The following is an 18654-nucleotide window of genomic DNA, read 5'->3' on the forward strand; positions in this document are numbered from 1 at the left end:
CGGCTCCAAGCATCAGCCCCCGGGGAATCCCCGGGGGCTTTTTTCAGGCTGGCCTGGCCCCTGCCAGCACCGCCTCCGGCGCGATCCACATGGCATCGCCGTAGGAGAAGAAGCGGTAGTGGCGCTCGATCGCCTCGCCGTAGAGAGCCAGCAGACGTTCGCGGCCGATCAGGGCACTCACCAGCAGCAGCAGCGAGCTCCTGGGGAGGTGGAAGTTGGTGAGCAGGCCCTGCACCACAGCGAAGCGGTAGCCAGGCTGGATCACCAGGTTCACCGGGCCGGTGTGGGGGCGGAGCTCGCCGCCGTGCAGCTGGGCCACGGCCTCCAGGCTGCGCACCGAAGTGGTGCCGATGGCGATCACCCGGCCGCCGGCCGCCCGGCAGGCCGCCACCGCCTCCACCAGCGCCGGGCTCACTTCCACCCATTCGCTGTGCAGCTCCAGAGCACTCAGGTCTTCCGTTTCGATCGGCCGGAACGTGCCCAGACCCACATGCAGGGTGGTGGTGGCCACCCCGACCTCCCGCTCCCTGATCGCCGCCAGCAGCTCGTCGCTGAGATGCAGGCCGGCGGTGGGGGCAGCCACGGCGCCGGGACGGGCGGCGTAGCGGGTCTGGTAGCGCTCGTTGTCGCTGGCGTCGTGTTCGTGGATGTAGGGCGGCAGGGGAATGGCGCCGTACTGCAGCAGCAGGGGCTCGAGGGCGGCCGCATCGGCGCAGTCCGGCGGGAACTGCACGATGCGGCCGCCGGTGGAGGGATCGCTGCCCACCACCGCAACCGTCAGGGGCGGCTGGCCCTTGGCCACCACCTCCAGGCGGTCACCGGGCCGCAGCTTCTTGGCGGGCCGCGCCAGGCACAGCCACTGGCCAGCCCCGCCCAGCCGCTGCCCCGGCCCGCCCAGCCAGGGCTCGAGCACCAGCAACTCCACCGCACCGCCGCCGGGCCGCCGCGCCTCCAGCCGGGCCCGCAGCACCCGGGTGTCGTTCACCACCAGCAGGTCGCCGGACCGGAGCTCGTGCTGCAGATCCCAGGCGCTGAGGTGGCGGGCATGGGGGGCAGGCCCGGCCCCCGCCGGATCCACCACCAGCAGCCGCGCGGCGTGACGGGGCTCCACCGGCCGCTGGGCGATCCGCTCCTGCGGCAGGGCGAAGTCGTAGCTGGACAGGCGCAGGTCGGCGGGATCCGTCACGGCGGGGTTGGCCACGCGGAAGGAAGGCTCCTCAGAGGGCCAGGCTTTCGGGCCGGTTCTCGATCAGGTCGGCCAGATCCTTGAGGAAGGCGGCGGCATGGGTGCCGTAGATGACGCGGTGATCGGCGGTGAGGTTGACCTGCATCTGGCGCCGCACGGCGATCGAACCGTCCTTGAGGGCCGCGACCATGGGCCGGGAGGCGGCGACCGCCAGGATGGCGCCGGTGCCCGGCGGCAGGATCGCGTCGAAGCGATCGACCCCGAACATGCCCAGATTGGAGAGGGTGAAGGTGCCGGTGGTGTACTCCTCCGGCTTGAGCTGCTTGGAGCGGGAGCGGGCCACCAGGTCGGCCCACTGGCGCGAGAGCGAATAGAGATCGGTGCGGTCGGCGGCGGCCAGCACCGGGGTGATCAGGCCGCCGTCATCCATGGCGACGGCCACGGCCACGTTGATGGAGGCCGGGTAAGCCATGCCCGCGTCACTGGCCGACGCGTTCAGCTGCGGGTGGCGGGCCAGGGTGATACCCACCGCCTTGGCCAGCAGGGCCGTCATCGTGACGCCCTTGGCCTTCACCTGCTTGTAGAAGGCGTCGAGCCGGTCGGTGGTGATCGTGTAGCCGACGTGGAAGCAGGGGACCGCCAGGCTGGCGTTCATGTTGCGGACGACCGCCTGCTGCAGGGTGTTGAAGGCCACGGTCTCGCCGGCGCGACCGAAGGCCTGGCCAGCGGGGGCGGCTGGGGCGGCCGCCGCGCCATTGCCGGCCGCCGGGGCGACCATGGCCGGAGCGGTGCCTTCGGCCACCCGCGGCACGCTGACGGGCTGGCCGGTGGCCTGCTCCACGTCCTCGGCCTGGATCCGGCCATTGGGGCCGGTGCCCCGCACGGAGGCCAGGGCCACACCGAGCTGGGCCGCCAGCTTGCGGGCCCGGGGGTGGCCACCACCCGGCCGTCGCTGGCAGCGGCGGGAAGCGCCCCGGGGCCGGGGCGGCCACGGGGGCGGGAGCCGGTGGGGGCGAGGCCGGGGCGGGGGTGGGGGGCGCCGCAGCTGGAGCAGGTGCGGCGGCCGCAGGGGTGGCGGGAGCGGGGGTGGGTGCTGCCGTGGCAGGTGCCGGTGCCGCGGCCCTGGCCGCGGCAATCTCCGCTTCGCTCTCCACGATCAGGCCGATCGTCTCTCCCACCGGCGCGGTGCTGCCCGCCTCCATCAGCACGGCAGCCAGGAAGCCCTCCTGGAAGGCCTCCACATCCATGTCCGCCTTGTCGGACTCGACCACGAGCACCGACTCGCCCCGCTCGACCCGCTCACCGGGTTTCTTGAGCCACTCCACGATCTTGCCCTCCGTCATGGTGGAGCTGAGGGCCGGCATGAAGATTTCGTGGGTGGCCAACGGGGGACTGCCTCTGTGATGGGGGGGATTTTAGGCGGCGGAAGGATCAGCCCCCCTCGATCGCCTCGATCACCCCATCCCTCACCAGCACCGACACCTGCAGCTTCTGCACCAGGTTGTCGCCCACCTGGACGTCGCAGAAGCTCTCGATCTGCCCCTGCTCCACCACCTGCTCCATCTCCAGTTCCCGCACCTGGCGCTGCTGCTCCAGCACCTGACGTTTCTGCTCCTCGAATTCGGCGCGCTTGGCCGCCACCTGCTGCTGCACCGAGCCCACCTGCTCCTGGACCCGGGGATCGAGGGGGTTGATGCTCTGACGGCGGATCTCGTCGATCAGCCGCTGCCCCTCCTGCTCCAGCTGGGCCAGCTGCTGGTCGAAATTGGTGAGGGCGTTGCTGAGCTCCCGCTCGGCATCCTCCTTCCAGCGCGGTGTCACCACGGCACGCACCGTGATCGATCGCTTGATGTTGAGGCTGGTGCCGTCGGCCATGGGACTGCAGGTGCAAGGCCCAGGCTGTCAGGCGACGGGGGATCCGGTCAACCGTGGGATCCGCTCTCGCCATAGAGCGCGGCGATGGCGGCGTGGTCCCGCTCGGCAATCCGATCGCGGCGCTGCTTGAGGGTCTGGGTGAGCAGGCCGTTGTCGATGCTGAACGGCTCCACCAGGGCGACGCCGCCGAGCCGCTCGTCGGCCCGGGTGCCTGGCCGTGCCGCCAGCAGGCGATTGCACTCGCGGCAGAGCGCCCGCAGCAGGGCCGGGTCGGCGCCGGCGCCGGGGTCCCCGGGATCGGGGCAGGGGAGCTGGGCCGTGGCCGCGAACGCCTGCAGCACCTCCGCCTTCGGCACCACCAGGGCCCCGAGCTGCTTGCGGTCCTGGCCCACCAGCATCACCTGCTCCACCAGCGGTGATGCCACCAGGGCCTCCTCCAGGGGGCCGGGCTCGATGTTCTCGCCACTGCTGAGCACGATCGTGTCCTTGGCGCGGCCCGTCAGCACCAGGGTTCCATCGGCCAGCAGCAGGCCCAGGTCGCCGGTGTCGAACCAGCCCTCGCCATCGAGCACCTTCGCCGTGGCCTCGGGCTTGTTGTGGTAGCCCCCCATCACCTGGGGCCCCCTGGCCAGCACCAGCCCCCGCTCCCCCACCGGCAGCGGGGTCCTGGTGGCGGGGTCCACCACCTTCAGGGCGGTGTCCGGCAGGGGTTGGCCGGCGCTGCCGCGGCGGTTGCTCCAGGGCCGGCGGCAGGCGAGCACCGGGCTGGTCTCGGTGAGGCCGTAGCCCACCAGCAGCTCGATGCCGACGGCCTCGAAGAACCCGTCCACGTGGATGGCCAGGGCCCCGCCGCCGCTGATGGCGGTGCGCAGCCTCCCCCCCACCAGCTGGGCGCGCACCTTCGGCCAGAGCAAGGCGCCGGCCGCCCCATGCAGCGGCCAGAGCAGCAGGGCGCCGGCGGCGGCCACGAGCCGGTCGGCCGCCCCTACCGGCTTGAGGGTGAGATCCAGGGCCGTCCGCCGCCGCCGGTGGAAGGCCCGGCTGACGGCGAGGGCCCGGCGCAGCAGGCGCTGGCGGGAGGGGGGCATGGCCGCCAGGGCGTCCTCGAAGCCGGAGAGCAGGGCCTCCCACAGCCGCGGCACGCTGATCAGGTACTGGGGCCGCACCTTCTGCAGGTCGGAGCGCAGCTGCTTGAGGGTGGTGTAGGTCTGCCGGCAGCCGCAGCTGAGCAGGAAGTATTCGGCGGTGCGCTCGTAGGCATGCCAGATCGGCAGCACGGACAGCACGTGATCTCCGGGGCTCGGCGACACCGCCACCCCCAGGGTGCGCAGCTGGTGCAGGAGGTTGGCGTGGCTGAGGGGCACCCCCTTGGGCTGGCCGGTGGTGCCGGAGGTGTACAGGAGCGTGGCCAGCCGACCGGGGCCTCCCGTGGGGAGCGGCGGCAGGGGGCTGGCGGCACCGCGCTGCAGCAGGTCGTCCCAGGTGAGGCAGGGCAGCGGCAGGGGAACGGCCGGGGCCTCCCCCTCCAGCAGCACGATGAAGCGCAGCCGCTGCAGGGCCGGCCCGTCGAGGGCCAGCCGCTCCAGCAGGGCGGCCGACTCCAGCACCGCCCCCACCGCACCGGCGTCCTCGAGGATGTAGCGCAGCTCCTCGGCCGGGGCCACGCTGCCGCGCACCGCATCGGCCGCCCCGGCCCGCATCAGCCCCTGGTCGGCCACCAGCCAGCGGGGACCGTTCTCTGCGAACAGGGCCACCACATCGCCGGGCCCCACCCCCAGATCGGCGAAAGCCGCCGCCGCTCGGTCGATCGCCTGGCGCAGCTCGCCGTAACGCAGCGTCTCCGGATGGCGGCCATGGGGGGCTTCCAGCGCCACGCGGGGGCCATGCAGGCGCTCCAGTTCCGGCCAGAGGCCCTCCAGTCCCTCAAGCTGGCTCCAGTCGGCGCGACCTTCAAGGGCTCGGCGGTCCCGGGGGCTGCCGCCCCAGTGGATCTCGGCTCTGGCGTTCATGGGCGGCCGGCGCGGTAAACGGAAGGTCAGGATTCTCCCAGTCCCGACCGGTCTCCCCCCTCCCCCAGGCCAGCCAGTCCCTCCTGTGGCCACGGCGGCCGCAGGGCCACGCCGAAGCGGCGGGCGAAGGCCGCCAGCAGCAGCGGCGCCACCTGCTCGGGGGTGAGGCAGGGCCGCCAGTCCACCAGCCGTCCCACCGGCCGACCGGAGAGCCCGCAGGGAACGATCGCGGCGAAGCCCTCCAGGGAGCAGTCGACATTCAGCGCCAGGCCGTGCTGGCTGATCCAGCGCCGGGCACCGACCCCGATCGCCGCCAGCTTGCGGCCCTCGAGCCAGACCCCGGTGAGCCCCTCGATGCGCTCCCCCTCCAGCCCCAGCTCCTGCAGCACCGCCAGCACCACGTCCTCGAGGGCCCGCAGATAGAGGTGCAGGTCGCCGCCGTGGCGCTGCAGGTCGAGCACCGGGTAGAGCACCAGCTGGCCGGGCAGGTGGTGGGTCACCTCGCCGCCCCGGTCGATGCGGTGCAGCGGCAGGGGCGGGTGGGCCGGATCGAAGCCGAGGTGCTCCAGGCTGGCCCCCCGGCCCAGGGTGTAGCAGGGGGTGTGCTGCAGCAGCAGCAGGGCATCGGGCGCGGCGGGATCGTCGAGCCGGCGCCGCTGCAGACGGCGCTGCCACTCCCAGGCCAGCGGGAAGGGCACCGGGGAGCGGGCTTCAAAAAGAATTGCGGGGGTGTTGGGGGCCATGCAGAGGCGTTCCTAGCTTGAGGTTGTCCCAGAGCCAGAATTCCTCTGGAGGCAGGCACCCGAATGAAACTGCTGATCCACGGCCGCAATCTCGACGTCACACCGGCGATCAGGGAGTACACCGAAACCAAGCTCAATCGCGCCATCAGCCATTTCGATGGCATCGTCAAGGAAGCCGACGTGCATCTGTCGGTGGCCCGCAATCCCCGTGTGCCGCAGCAGACGGCGGAAGTCACGGTCTTCGCCAACGGGGTGGTGATCCGGGCCCAGGAACGCAGCGAGAACCTCTACGCCAGCATCGATCTGGTGGCCACCAAGCTGAGCCGCCAGCTGACCCGCTACAAGGATCGGCTGCAGGAACGCAGCCAGGGTCCGGTGCACCGCTCCGCCGCCGCCGAGGAAGCCGGAGCCGCCACCCTGCCCAACCCCGGGGGGTCCCTCACCGATGGCCTCGAGCCCGCCGTCCCCCACCGCGGCGTGCGCCGCAAGTACTTCGCCATGCCGGCGATGGACCTGGAGGAGGCCCTGCATCAGCTGGATCTGATCGACCACGACTTCTACATGTTCCGCGACGCGGCCACGGGCCAGATCCAGGTGGTCTACCGCCGCAACCATGGCGGATTCGGCGTCATCCAGGCCCGTGACACCTGAGCGGGAGTCCGACCGGCCCGACCTCGCCCCCCTGATCGACCACGCCCTCCTGGATCCCCACCGGGGCCGGGAGGCCGTCCTCCGCTGCTGCGATGAGGCCCGCCATTTCGGCTTCGCCGGGGTGTGCCTGGCCTCCCGCTGGCTGCCGGTGGCCCGCGAGCGGCTGCCGGTCGACGGGGCGGTGAAGCTGATCGCCGTGGTGGGATTTCCCTTCGGGGCCATCCCTGCGGCGATCAAGCGGGCCGAGGCGGAGTGGGCCGCCGCCGCCGGTGCCGACGAACTTGACGTGGTGCCCGATTTCGGCGCCCTGGCCGATGGCGAGGGCACCGCCGTGCTCGACGATCTGGCGGCCATCACCGACCTGGGCCTGCCGGTCAAGGTGATCCTGGAGATGGGCCGGCTCGACCCCGAGGCCCTGGAGCTGCTGGTGGAGATCAGCATCGATGCCGGGGTGCGCCACCTCAAGACCGGCAGCGGCTTCGGCCCGCCGGTGACCCCCGAGCAGGTGGGCCGGCTGGTGGCCCTGGCCCGGGGCCGGGCGGCGGTGAAGGCCGCCGGTGGCATCGCCGATCTCGACCAGGCGCTGGCCCTGGTGGCGGCCGGTGCCGGCCGGCTGGGCACGAGCCGGGGCGTGGCCCTGATGCAGGCGTTGCGCGCCGGTGCCTGAACAGCACCTGGAGGGCCTGGCCCTCACCTGCCGCCCCCTGGGGGAACATGACCGGCTGCTCACCCTGCTGAGCGAGGCCGAAGGCCTCACCCGGCTGGCGGTGCCGGGGGCGCGCCGGCCCAAGAGCAGCCTGGCGGCGGCGGTGCCCCTGGCCCATCTGGTGCTGCAGGTGGGGGGCCGCGGCGGCCTGCGGCGGGTGCGGCAGCTGCGGGTGCTGCGCAACTACAGCGGCCTGGCCCAGCGCCTGGAGACCCTGGCCGCCGCCCAGGCCCTGGCCGAGCTCTGCCTGAAGCTGGTGCCGGGCGAGACGCCCGCCCCGGGGGTGCTCCCCGACCTGCTGCTCCAGCTCGGCCGCCTGGAGGCGGTGGTGACGGAGCGGGCCGAGCGGGTGGAGGCGCTGGCGGTGGCGGTGCAGGGCAGCATCCACCTGCTGGCCCTGGGGGGCTTCGCCCTGCCCCTGCAGCACTGTGTCCGCAGCGGCGCGCCGCTGCTGCCGCCGATCGGCGACTGGTCGTGGCGCTGCAGCCTGCTGCCCAGCGAGGGCCTGGCGATCGGGGCGATCCCGGGCGCCCGGGTGATGCTCAATCCCTCCGAGCTGGCCCTGCTGCAGCGGCTGACGCGCCCCGCCCCGCCCCGGAGTCGCGACGGCCGGCTGATGGGACCGGAGGCGGTGTGGCTGCACCTGCTCGACCTGGTGGAGGCCTGGTGCGGCGAGCATCTCGGTCAGAGACCGCGAGCCTTCAGACTGCTGCGGACCGCCTGCGACCCGATGTCCTCCCATCCGTCCGAGCCAGCATGAGCCCGAGCGGCAAGACCGAGAGGGGACTGGCCGCCGTACTGGCCCTGCCGGGGTTCCGGCGACTCTGGATCGGCCAGGTGTTCTCCCAGCTGGCGGACAAGTTCTACATCGTGCTGATGGTGTTCCTGATCGCCCAGTACTGGGTGACGGACACGCCGCAGAGCAACGCGGCCCTCGCCGAGGCGGCCGCGGCCTTCCGGATGGGCTTCGAGACCCGGGCCCAGATGATCACCCTGCTGGCCACCGGCATCTATGTGGCCAACACCGTGCCGGCGATGCTGCTGGGGACGGTGGCGGGGGTCTGGGCCGACCGCTGGCCGAAGCGCACCGTGATGGTGGCTTCCAACGGTCTGCGGGCCGCCCTGGTGATGCTGGCCCCCCTGTGCCTGCTGCCGGGGCCGATGTGGCTCGGCCTCAGCTGGGGCTACTGGGCCCTGGTGGCCATGACGTTCTTCGAGTCGGTGCTCACCCAGTTCTTCGCGCCGGCGGAGCAGGCCGCCATTCCCCTGCTGGTGAGCTACCCCCAGCTGCTCGCCGCGAATTCGGTGTACCAGGCCACCAGCATGGCGGCCACGATCGTCGGGTTTGCCCTCGGCGACCCGATCCTGCGCCTGCTGCGCACCCTGCTGGCCCAGGTGGGGATCCCGGGAGGAGAGTTTGTGTTGCTGCCGCTCTGTTACGGCGCCGCGGCCGTGGCCATCGCCGGGATCGTGATCCCCGAACCGCCCCGGGTGCCGCGCTCCATCTCCGTCTGGGAGGAGATCGGCGAGGGGGTGCAGGTGCTGCGGGAGCGGCCCAACGTGCGCAGCGCCATGATCCAGCTGGTGCTGCTATACAGCCTGCTGGCGGCCCTGTATGTCCTGGCGATCAGCCTGGCGGCCGCCATCGGCGGGCTCGGCCCCACCCGCTTCGGCGTGCTGCTGGCGATGAGCGGGCTGGGGCTTGCGGTGGGAGCCCTGGCCATGGCCCAGCTGGGCGAGCGCTTCAGCCGCCGCGGGCTGGCCAGTGCGGGGCTCGGGACCATCGCCTGGTGCCTGGTGCTGCTGGGGCAGCTGCGCGGCAACCTGGTGTTCACCCTGCTGCTCTGCGGCCTGCTGGGGGTGGGCGCGGCCCTGCTGGCGATCCCCGCCCAGACCACGATCCAGGAAGACACCCCGGAGAGCCAGCGCGGCCGGGTGTTCGGGCTCCAGAACAACCTGATCAACATCGCCCTCAGCCTGCCCCTCGTGCTGGCGGGCACCGTGGTCAGCCGCTACGGGCTGCTTCCCGTACTCTGGGGGCTGGCGGCCATCGCCGCGGTCGCCGCCCTGAGTGAGCGCCCCTGGCGCAGCAGCTGAGCGCCCGCCGAGCGCTGCTACATTCCGCTGTTGCGTGGGTCCATACAGGTGATGCACATTGCCTGGCTGGGCAAGAAGTCTCCGTTCTGCGGCAACGTCACCTACGGCCTCAGCACCACCGAAGCCCTGCGGCAGCGCGGCCACGCGGTGAGCTTCATTCACTTCGACACGCCCACCCCCTCCCTTGGCCGGCCGGAAGCGGGGGGCGGCGAGCTGGACCCGCCGGGGGGGCCGGAGGCCAACCCCGAGGTGGCCCTGCCCTACCTGGTGAAGTCGCAGGTTTACACGATCCCCTCCCCGGGGGCCCAGCGGGAGCTGCGGGAGTCCCTGGAACGGCTGCGGCCCGATCTGGTGCACGCCAGCCTCACCCTCTCCCCCCTCGACTTCCGCCTGCCCGACCTCTGCCAGCAGCTGGGCCTGCCCCTGGTGGCCACCTTCCATCCCCCCTTCGACGCCGGGCTGCGCAACCTCACCGCCGGCACCCAGCAGCTCACCTACCAGCTCTACGCCCCCTCCCTGGCGAAGTTCGACCGGGTGATCGTGTTCTCCGAGCTGCAGGCCGAAGTGCTGGTGCGCCTGGGGGTGCGGCGCCAACGGCTGGCGGTGATCCCCAACGGGGTCGACACCGACACCTGGGCTCCGGCCGCCCCGGGCGGTGAACCCGAGCTGGCCCAGCTGCGGCTCAGGGTGGGGGGTCGTCGCGTCTTCCTTTACATGGGGCGAGTGGCCACCGAGAAGAACGTCGAGGCCCTGCTGAAGGCCTGGCGGCTGGTGCGTCCCCAGGGCTGCGTTCTGGTGATCGTGGGGGACGGGCCGCTGCGCTCGTCCCTGCAGAGCGGCAGCGAAGCCGATGTGATCTGGTGGGGCTACGAGGCCAGCCGGGCCCGCCGGGTGGCGCTGCTCCAGCTCGCCGAGGTGTTCCTGCTGCCGTCCCTGGTGGAGGGACTCTCCCTGGCCCTGCTGGAGGCCATGGCCTGCGGCACCGCCTGCGTGGCCACCGATGCCGGAGCCGATGGGGAGGTGCTGGAGGGCGGTGCAGGCATCGTGATCAGCACCCAGGGTGTCACCACCCAGCTGCGCACCCTCCTGCCGGTGTTGCGGGACCAACCGGTGCTCACGGCCGAGCTGGGACGCCGGGCCCGCCAGCGGGCCCTGGAGCGCTACACCCTCACCGGCAACATCGACGCCCTCGAGCGGCTCTACGCCGAGCTCAGCCCGCAGCCGGTGGCGGTCTGACCGGTCGCTCCGGCCCCGCCCCGGCGCTGCCGATCAGCACGGATCGCGTCAGGATGGGTCGCGGTTCCAGGTGCCATGAACTCACCCTTCGCCACCCAGGTCGTGGGCGGTTCCGACGTGCCCGTCGCCGCTCGGCCCACCGTCTCGATCGTCGACGATGACCCCCACATCCGGGCCATGGTGGCGGAGGAGCTGGCGGACTCCGGCTGCGAGGTCGTGGCGCTGACCAACGGCCAGGGCCTCGCGACGAAGCTGGCCGAGGGGGGGATCGACCTCGTCTTCCTCGACGTGCAGATGCCCGACTGCGACGGCATCGAATGCCTGCGGGACCTGCGCAGCCGGGGGTGCACCGTGCCGGTGGTCATCTTCACCTCCCTGAACGACCCCGAGCGGCGCCGCCAGGCCCAGGAGGCCGGAGCCGACGATTACGTGCTCAAGCACGAACTTCTCGACAGGCTGGCCGACCTGCTGGAACGGCTCCTGCCCAGGAGGAGCGAGAACGGCCACCTGTGACGACTCATCCACCGATGGCCCCCCCGACCGGGGCCCCTCCCCGTGGCTGGCGTCACCGACTGTTCGGAAGTCTGCTGGGCCAGCTCCGGCTGGCGGCCTTCACATCGGTCTTCCTCGGGTTCAGTGCCGCCTCCGCCTTCACCCTTCTGATCAACCGGGACTGCCTGCTCCATCACCAGCACCATGATCAGCGGCTGGCGGCGGGCTCCCTCGCCGACACGCTCGATCGTCTCGTCGCCGATCCGTCCGTCGCCCACACCGACCTCCTGCGCGTGGAGCTGGAGCGCCGCAGTGACCGGGAGCACTTCTTCTGGGTGCAGCACGAGGATGGCTCCCTGCTGCTGCCCAGGCAAGGGACCGGCGAACTGCTGGCCCTTCCCGGCCTGGTCGGACAGGCGATGGCGGCGCACAGCGGCGCCTGGTCGGTCCGGTCCTTCGCGCCCCTGCTGATCGGCACGGACCGCCGCGTGGTCAAGGATCCGGAGGGCAACAGCTATCTCACGCACACCCTGCACCGTTCCCCCGACGGCAGCCAGCTCTGGGTCGCCGAGGACGTCAGCAACAACGTGGCCAACCTGCAGAGCAGGCTGCTGGGGCTGGCGGTGGTATGGATCCTGAGCCTGGTGATCACCCTGGTGGCGATCTCCGTGCTCACCCGCCGCCTGCTCCAGCCGCTGCGGGATCTCAACCGCATGGCGGCCGGCGTCACCACCGAAAGCCTGGCCAGCAGCCACCTCAAGCTCGAGCAGGCGCCCCTGGAGGTGGAGGAGCTGGCCCAGTCCTTCAATGGCCTGCTCGACCGGCTGGCCCTGGCCTGGAGCCAGCAGCGGCACTTCGTGGGGCTCGTCTCCCATGAGCTGCGCAACCCCCTGATGATCATCGGCGGCTACCTGCGCCGCCTGCAGCGGCGCGGCCAGAACCTGGACCCGGAGCAGATGCGCGCCCTCGCCACCACCGAGGCCGAGACCCACCGCATCACCCGCATGCTCAACGACCTGCTGGATCTCTCCCGCAGCGAGTCGGGCCAGCTGCAGATGGTGCTGGCCCCGGTGGCCGTCGACGAGGTGCTGACCACCGCCTGCGACCTTGCCCGCAGCCAGCTCTCACGCCCGCTGCTGCTCACCCTTCCCGAGGAGGCCGCCGAGGGACCGGTCCGGGCGGTGGCCGAGACCGATCGCCTCCAGCAGGTGCTGCTCAACCTGATCGAGAACGCCGACAAGTACTCGCTCCCGGGTCGGCCGATCAGCCTCGAACTGACGCGGAACGACGCCGAGCTGTGCATCACCGTCCGGGACCAGGGCATCGGCATCCCCCCGGAGGACATCCCCAAGGTGTTCGATCGCTTCCACCGCGGCCGCAACGCCATCGAGCACGAACGGGGCTCGGGCCTTGGGCTGTCGGTGGTGAAGCTGCTGGTGGAGGCCATGGGGGGCTCCATCGACGTCGACAGCGAGATCGGGGTGGGGAGCCGCTTCCACATCCACCTGCCGGCGGCTCAGTAACGCTCCGGCCGGGGAAGCTGCCAGTCGGGGGCGAACCCCTTCCGGCGCAGTTGCGCCACGGCCTCCTCCAGGCGGCGGCGATCGAGGCGCCACAGCCGGTAGACGCCGGCGCGCTCGAGTTCGCTGGCGCCGAGATGGCGCCAGAAGGGGGCACGGGCGGTGGTCCGATCGATCACCACCAGCACCGTGGGCTGCTCCTGGGGCCTGCTGGGCCGCTGGCCCACCCGGCGCTCCCGGCGCAGCCGGTCCGCCAGGTTGATCGGACCCTCGACGCCGATGCCCTCGTAGATCACCACCCGCCGGCTGTAGTAGTGCAGGGAGGGCTTGAGCACGCCCACCATCGCCACCGGCTCCCCCGGACGGCCCTCGCGCTGCAGCGCCGCCGCCATGCGGCGCACGGGTTCACCCCGCAGGCGATCACCCACGCTCCACAGCGGCAGCAGGGCCGCAGGCACGAACAGCACCAGGGGCAGCTGCAGGGCCAGCAGGCGCAGGGGCGGGCGGCGGCGCCGGGTGATCCAGCCCAGCAGGGCGGCCAGCAACCAGCAGGCGGCCACCACCGTCACCAGGGGACTGTCCCGCAGCTCCGAGGCCAGCGTGGGCATCTCCGGATCCTGGATCAGCGGCAGCCAGAGGGGCGCCGCCAGGAACACCACACCCAGCCCGCTCACCAGCAGCAGACAGAGACCCCAGGCCCAGCGCTCCCAAGGGCGGCCAGCCCCGCCGGACCAGCCCGTCTGGGCCGCCAGGGCGATCAGCAGGGCTGCGGCGGGGGTGGCCGGCAGCCAGTAGCTCGGCAGCTTGGTGGCGGCGGCGGTGAAGAACAGCAGCACCGCCAGCAGCCAGCAGGCGGCGAAGCGGGCTAGGGAGGCGGCGGGAGGCTGGGGCCAGGTGGGGCACCAGGAGCGCCGCAGCGGTCCGATCGCCCGGGCCAGGCCGACCAGCAGCAACGGCGAGACGGGCAGGCTGGCCACCAGCATCACCGGCACGAAGAACCACCACGGCTGCAGGTGGCGGTTCACCACCTCGGTGAAGCGCTGGATGTTGTGGTAACCGAAGAAGCTGTCCCAGAAGGGACGGCCCTCGCTGTGCAGGGCCAGCAGGTACCAGGGCGCCGCCACCAGGGCGGAGAGCGCCAGGCCCCGCAGCGGCCGCAACCGCCGCCACAGCCCACCGATGTCGGCCTGCATCCAGCCGAACAGCAACAGGGTGAGGCCCAGAAGCACCACCGCCACCGGCCCCTTGGCCAGCACGGCCAGCCCGAGCACGGTCCAGGGCAGCCACCAGCGCCGGCGGGGGTCGGCGTAGGTCTGCCAGCAGAGCAGCAGCGCCAGGGCCACCAGGCCGCTGAACAGGGAATCGCTCACCGCCGTGCGGCCCCAGGCGAGCGCCAGGGGCGAGAGGCCGAAGGCAAGGGCAGCGGTCAGAGCCGTCAGACCCGGACGGTCCGGCGCCGGTGGGGAGGGGTGGGAGGGGGCGGGGGCCGGGGCGGCAGCTGGGGCGGCCTGGAACGGGGGCTGGGGCCAGCGCAGCAGGGTGTCCGCCAGGGCCAGCATCACGCCGATGGCGGCCAGGGCGGAGGGGAACCCGGAGGCCCAGGTGCCCAGGGGATTCCACCGGGCCTGGCCGGGCAGGGCGTAGACAAGCCCCATCACCCAGTAGACCAGCGGCGGCTTGTCGTAGCGGGGCAGGCCGTTGACGCGGGGGATCAGCCAGTCGCCCGTCTCCGCCATCGCCCGCGCCGAGGCCGCGAACAGCGGCGGTGTCTCGTCCACCAGGCCCGTGTTGCCCAACTGCCAGGCGAACAGCACCAGCCCCAGCAGCAGGGTGATCAGCAGCAGCCGGCGGCGCTGGCGGCGGGGCAGGGCGGTCAAACCGGCTGGGCGAATCGGAGGGAACCTATCGCTCCCCAGCCGTTCCCTCCTGTGTCGCCGATCCGACCATGAGCCGATCCACGAGCTCCAGCTGCCGGGGCAGGCAGACCCGGGTCAGATCGAACCGTTCCACCACCGTCCGGCGGGCCTCCCGCCGCAGCCCGGCGTGGCCTTCGGGGCCTGCCAGCACCGCCGCCAGCCGCTCGGCCAGGGCCCGGTGATCGAAGAAGTCCACCAGCAGTCCGTTGCGGCCGTCCTCGATCACGTCCTGCACCGGGGCCGTGGCCGAGCCGATCACCAGGGCCCCGCAGCTCATCGCCTCCAGCAGGCTCCAGCTGAGCACGAAGGGAACAGTGAGGTAAACGTGGCAGGCCGTGACCCGGAACAGCTCATGCAGCACCGGGTGGGGCACGCGGCCGACGAAGTGGACGCGGCGCCGGTCGAGGCTGTCGCCCAGCTCCTGCAGCATCGCCTCCTTCCAGCTGCCGCCGCCGGGGGGCGCAGCGCCGTAGCTCACCCCATCACCGCCCACGATCACCACCTGGGCCCTGGGCCGCAGCCGCTGCAGCAGGGGAAGCATGCGCATGAAGGTGTGGAAGCCCCGGTAGGGCTCCAGGTTCCTGGCCACGAAACTCACCACTTCGTCCCCGGGGGCGAAGCTCAGGCCGGCGCGCTGCAACTGCAGGCGGGCGGGACCCTGCGGCGCGATCGCCGCGGTGTCGATGCCCTCGTGGATCACGCTCAGCCTGTGGCGGAAGGGGGCCGGCACGGTGCTGGCCTGCCATGGGGTCGGGGCGAGCCCCCAGTCCAGGTCCTGAAGGGCCAGCAGCTGGGGGGCCCGCCGCAGGCGCAGCCGGGCCCGGGTGCGCCAGCCGGCGTCGGTGAACTCCGGGTCGAATCCCACATCACCCCCCTGCAGCGGATAGATGAACTCCACCTGGTGCAGGACCGGGACATCCGGCAGCAGGTCCTTCACCACGAGCAGTTCCCCCCAGCCCGGATGGCCCACCACCAGATCGGGCCGCAGGCCGTCGCTCAGCAGCGATTCCAGGCAACGGGCCACCGCCTCGGCCCGCAGGATCTTGGTCTGGAAGTCGGCCGCCCAGGGGTGGCAGGGCGGCACCCCCCCGGGCGGCAGGGGGTCGTAGCGGTGCAGCGGGATGGCGGGCAGGGGCTGGCTGGTGGGACCGCCGATGGCCACCACCCTGTCGCCGCGGGCCTGCAGGGCCGGCGCCAGGTGCCGGTACTGGCCGGGAAAGTTCTGGTGAACAAAGAGAACCGTGCGGGTCATGGCGGCACCGGCTCCGTCCGACCACCCACCTGCCAGAGCCGGCCGCGCTGGTTGATCAGCAGCACCGAGAGCAGGGCCAGCCCCGCCCCCAGCCACTGCAGCGGACCGAGCCGCTCGTCCAGCAGCAGCACACCGCAGAGGACCGCGAACACCGGCGTCAGGAAGGTGAGGGCGGTGAAGCCGGTGAGGTCGCCGCTTCTGGCGAACCAGAAGAAGAGGCCATAGGCCAGGGCACTGCCCAGCAGGGCCGCATAGGCCATCAGGCCCCACTCCAGCGGGCTCCAGTGGGGCCAGAAGCTCACCGACTCCGGGCGGAGCAGCGCTTCGCCGCCGGCCACCAGCACCAGGGGCAGGCCGCCCAGCAGCATGTGCCAGCCGGTGACGGCGACCGGATCACTGCGGCGGGTGGCGTAGCGGCAGAGGACCGTGCCCACCGCCATCGCCGCCGCCGCCCCCAGCATCCAGGCCTCGCCATGGCTCCAGGCCTGCCCCTGCAGGGCCGGCGGCCCCTGCAGCCACCAGTGGCGCAGCACCTCCCCGGGCAGTCCCAGGCAGAGGATGCCCAGCAGGCCGATCAGCAGGCCCAGCCAGCCCACCGGGTTGATCGCCTCGCCGAACAGGGTGCGGGCCAGCAGGGCCACCAGCAGGGGCTGGGAATCGATCAGCACCGAACCCAGGCCCGCCCCGGTCTCGCCCAGCCCCCGGGCCAGGAGCCCCTGGAACAGGCTGCCGTCGACGGCGGCGAACAGCAGCAGCCAGGGCCAATCCACGGGGTCGACCCGCCAGGAGCGCCCAAGCAGGCGGGCCGCCAGCAGCAGCACCACGCCGGCGGGCAGCAGCCGCAGGCTGGCCAGCATGGCTGGTGAGGCCCCCAGCAGCAGCGGCTTCATCGCCGCCATCGCCGTGCCCCAGAGGGCGAAGGGCAGGAGCATCAACACCCAGCGCAGGGTCCGGGGCATGGGGCGTGCGATCTGGGGCGGCGGTGGAGGAACGGAGCGCGGCGGGCAGGCCCCTCAGGGCCTTCTTTTTAAGATCCAGCGACCGCGCATCTCCACAATGCCCTGGCCCTGGTGCCGCAAGTCCCGACGAACCCTGGCGCGCATCGCCATCGAGGGGCCGATCGCCGGGGGCACCCGCGTCCGGGTGCTGAAAGCCATCGAGCAGGTGCAGCAGCGGGAGTGCCCCGCCCTGCTGCTGCGCATCGACAGTCCCGGCGGCACCGTCGGCGACAGCCAGGAGATCCATGCGGCCCTGATGCGTCTGCGGGAGAAGGGCTGCCGCGTGGTGGCCAGCTTCGGCAACATCTCCGCCTCCGGCGGCGTCTACGTGGGGGTGGCGGCTGAGAAGATCGTCGCCAATCCCGGCACCATCACCGGCTCCATCGGCGTGATCCTGCGCGGCAATGATCTCTCGCGGCTGCTGAAGCGGATCGGCATCCGCTTTGAAACCGTCAAGAGCGGCCTCTACAAGGACATCCTGTCCCCCGACCGCGCCCTCTCCGAAGCGGAACGGCAGCTGCTGCAGGAGCTGATCGACGCCAGCTACGGCCAGTTCGTCGCGGCGGTCGCCGCGGGCCGGGGCCTCGAGCCGGACGTGGTGCGCACCTTCGCCGACGGGCGGGTGTTCAGCGGCGCCCAGGCCCTGGAACACGGCCTGGTGGATGTGCTGGGGGACGAGGAGAGCGCCCGCCGCCTGGCGGCGGAGCTGGCCGGGCTGGATCCGGAGAAGACCCGCACGGTCAGCTTCGGCAAACCGCCCCGGAGACTGCTGGGGCTGCTGCCGGGCAGCACACTGCTGCAGCAGCTCTCCCACTCCCTGAGCCTGGAGCTGGCCTGGAGCGGCCAGCCCCTCTGGCTCCATCGCCCCTGACGTCATGAAGCCTGGTCTTGAGCTGAGGGCCCTGCGGGGAGCCACCACCGCCAGCGCCAACACCGGCGAAGCGATCGCGGAAGCCGTGGCGGAACTGATCGAGGAGCTGCTGCAGCGCAACGACCTGGCGGGGGACCGGGTGCTCTCGGTCACCTTCTCCGTGACGGCCGATCTGGACGCCTGCTTCCCTGCCGCCATCGCCCGCCGCCGGGCCGACTGGGGCCGGGTCGCCCTGCTGGATTGCCAGCAGATGGCAGTGGCCGGGGACCTGCCGCGCTGCATCCGACTGCTGGCCCACGCCTGGCTCGAGACCGGCCGGGAGGTGGTCCACCCCTATCTGCGGGAGGCGGCGCGGCTGCGGCCCGACCGGGCCGATGCGGGCCAGCCTTCGGCCCCAGCCAGCTCCCCCGCCGACCACTGAAGGCGCGGCAGACGCACAGGCGTGTTGAGACTTTCATCATGAAGTTCCCCCCAGCCATGCCGTCCTTCCCGCGCGAGCGGTCCCATCCCCTGGCCCTGATCGGCCGTCTGGGCACCGCCGGCCTCGGCGCCCTGGCCCTCGCCGGCGGCACCCTCCTCTCCCCGCTCGCACCCGCCCCCTCCCTGGCCCAGGGCACCCCCGGCCTGATGGAGTTCCGCTGGGAGAACAACAGGGACTACCGCAAGCTCTATTTCTTCACGACCGACACCACCCGCATGCAGCGGGCGGAGTACTACCTGATGCTGCGGCCGAAGGATCGCAAGACGGCGATCCTCAAGTTGAGCATCAGCGTTCCCAGCCACTTCGACAGCAAGATCGATCCCAAGCAGGTCAAGCTCTGCCGGATGAGTGAGGGCGGCATGCTCAAGAGAACCCGCTGCCTCGAGACGATTCCCGCCACGATCGAGGTGTCGGAAAACGGCCGATCGATCGAAATCTTTCCGGAAACTCCTGTCTCCGACAAGGACACGATCGGTGTCTATATGAACGTCTTCAACCCGTTCAACGCCGGCATGTATCAGTTCAACGCCCTGGCCCAGGCCCCCGGCGACATCCCTGTCTCGGGCTACCTGGGCAGCTGGCTGATCCAGATCGTGCCCAACAACACCAACTGATAGGGTG

Annotated in this window: 17 protein-coding genes and 1 pseudogene; 10 read left to right on the forward strand and 8 right to left on the reverse strand. The window is 72.0% G+C overall.

Going from position 1 to position 18654, the window contains the following annotated elements; genetic code table 11:
- Positions 1 to 43 precede the first annotated feature (43 nt).
- The 5 genes and pseudogenes from queA to lipB all read right to left on the reverse strand — a co-directional run bounded on the left by queA (position 44) and on the right by lipB (position 5813).
- Positions 44 to 1186, reverse strand: a complete 1143-nt coding sequence (queA, locus tag CYAGR_RS06090) for a tRNA preQ1(34) S-adenosylmethionine ribosyltransferase-isomerase QueA (protein ID WP_015108917.1) — start codon at positions 1184 to 1186, stop codon at positions 44 to 46.
- A gap of 31 nt (positions 1187 to 1217) precedes the next feature.
- Positions 1218 to 2571, reverse strand: a pseudogene (locus tag CYAGR_RS06095) (dihydrolipoamide acetyltransferase family protein).
- A gap of 46 nt (positions 2572 to 2617) precedes the next feature.
- Entirely contained in the window at positions 2618 to 3061 is a 444-nt protein-coding gene (locus CYAGR_RS06100) for a YlqD family protein (RefSeq protein WP_015108919.1), read from the reverse strand.
- Positions 3062 to 3108: 47 nt separating this feature from the next.
- On the reverse strand, positions 3109 to 5070 hold the full coding sequence (locus CYAGR_RS06105) for an AMP-binding protein (protein ID WP_015108920.1): 1962 nt from the start codon (positions 5068 to 5070) through the stop codon (positions 3109 to 3111).
- Positions 5071 to 5096: 26 nt separating this feature from the next.
- Positions 5097 to 5813, reverse strand: coding sequence for a lipoyl(octanoyl) transferase LipB (gene lipB / locus CYAGR_RS06110; protein ID WP_015108921.1), 717 nt, complete (start codon positions 5811 to 5813; stop codon positions 5097 to 5099).
- Between the two features lie 63 nt (positions 5814 to 5876).
- Here lipB and hpf point away from each other — a divergent pair, with 63 nt between their 5' ends.
- The 7 genes from hpf to CYAGR_RS06145 all read left to right on the forward strand — a co-directional run bounded on the left by hpf (position 5877) and on the right by CYAGR_RS06145 (position 12518).
- A complete protein-coding gene (gene hpf, locus CYAGR_RS06115; RefSeq protein ID WP_015108922.1) occupies positions 5877 to 6464 on the forward strand; it encodes a ribosome hibernation-promoting factor, HPF/YfiA family in 588 nt (195 codons plus the stop codon).
- Positions 6427 to 7131, forward strand: coding sequence for a deoxyribose-phosphate aldolase (gene deoC / locus CYAGR_RS06120; protein ID WP_015108923.1), 705 nt, complete (start codon positions 6427 to 6429; stop codon positions 7129 to 7131). Before hpf ends, deoC begins: the two co-directional genes overlap by 38 nt.
- Complete coding sequence (recO, locus tag CYAGR_RS06125) at positions 7124 to 7930, forward strand: DNA repair protein RecO (RefSeq protein ID WP_015108924.1); 807 nt, start codon at positions 7124 to 7126, stop codon at positions 7928 to 7930. The genes deoC and recO overlap by 8 nt, the downstream gene beginning before the upstream one ends.
- The gene (locus CYAGR_RS06130) at positions 7927 to 9267 is read left to right on the forward strand and encodes an MFS transporter (protein ID WP_015108925.1); all 1341 of its coding nucleotides are present in this window, start codon (positions 7927 to 7929) and stop codon (positions 9265 to 9267) included. Before recO ends, CYAGR_RS06130 begins: the two co-directional genes overlap by 4 nt.
- Before the next feature lie 48 nt (positions 9268 to 9315).
- Positions 9316 to 10503, forward strand: coding sequence for a glycosyltransferase family 4 protein (locus CYAGR_RS06135; protein WP_043325489.1), 1188 nt, complete (start codon positions 9316 to 9318; stop codon positions 10501 to 10503).
- A gap of 75 nt (positions 10504 to 10578) precedes the next feature.
- A complete protein-coding gene (locus CYAGR_RS06140; RefSeq protein ID WP_015108927.1) occupies positions 10579 to 11016 on the forward strand; it encodes a response regulator transcription factor in 438 nt (145 codons plus the stop codon).
- A 14-nt stretch (positions 11017 to 11030) separates the two neighbouring features.
- Entirely contained in the window at positions 11031 to 12518 is a 1488-nt protein-coding gene (locus tag CYAGR_RS06145) for a sensor histidine kinase (protein ID WP_015108928.1), read from the forward strand.
- On the opposite strand, the gene CYAGR_RS06150 is transcribed toward CYAGR_RS06145, so the two are convergent.
- The 3 genes from CYAGR_RS06150 to CYAGR_RS06160 are packed head-to-tail and all read right to left on the reverse strand — an operon-like array spanning position 12512 to position 16642.
- A complete protein-coding gene (locus CYAGR_RS06150; RefSeq protein ID WP_015108929.1) occupies positions 12512 to 14392 on the reverse strand; it encodes an ArnT family glycosyltransferase in 1881 nt (626 codons plus the stop codon). The genes CYAGR_RS06145 and CYAGR_RS06150 overlap by 7 nt on opposite strands.
- A gap of 25 nt (positions 14393 to 14417) precedes the next feature.
- Entirely contained in the window at positions 14418 to 15683 is a 1266-nt protein-coding gene (locus tag CYAGR_RS06155; RefSeq protein WP_015108930.1) for a glycosyltransferase, read from the reverse strand.
- Positions 15680 to 16642, reverse strand: a complete 963-nt coding sequence (locus CYAGR_RS06160; protein WP_015108931.1) for a DMT family transporter — start codon at positions 16640 to 16642, stop codon at positions 15680 to 15682. The genes CYAGR_RS06155 and CYAGR_RS06160 overlap by 4 nt, the downstream gene beginning before the upstream one ends.
- 97 nt (positions 16643 to 16739) lie before the next feature.
- Here CYAGR_RS06160 and sppA point away from each other — a divergent pair, with 97 nt between their 5' ends.
- From sppA to CYAGR_RS06175, 3 genes are read left to right on the forward strand one after another with little or no spacing between them, the layout of a single operon-like run.
- Complete coding sequence (sppA, locus tag CYAGR_RS06165) at positions 16740 to 17552, forward strand: signal peptide peptidase SppA (protein WP_015108932.1); 813 nt, start codon at positions 16740 to 16742, stop codon at positions 17550 to 17552.
- A gap of 4 nt (positions 17553 to 17556) precedes the next feature.
- Entirely contained in the window at positions 17557 to 17973 is a 417-nt protein-coding gene (aroH, locus tag CYAGR_RS06170) for a chorismate mutase (RefSeq protein WP_015108933.1), read from the forward strand.
- 56 nt (positions 17974 to 18029) lie between these two features.
- Positions 18030 to 18647, forward strand: coding sequence for a DUF2808 domain-containing protein (locus CYAGR_RS06175; protein ID WP_015108934.1), 618 nt, complete (start codon positions 18030 to 18032; stop codon positions 18645 to 18647).
- Positions 18648 to 18654: the final 7 nt, after the last annotated feature.

The organism is Cyanobium gracile PCC 6307 (genome assembly GCF_000316515.1).
Classification (GTDB): Bacteria; Cyanobacteriota; Cyanobacteriia; order PCC-6307; family Cyanobiaceae; genus Cyanobium; species Cyanobium gracile.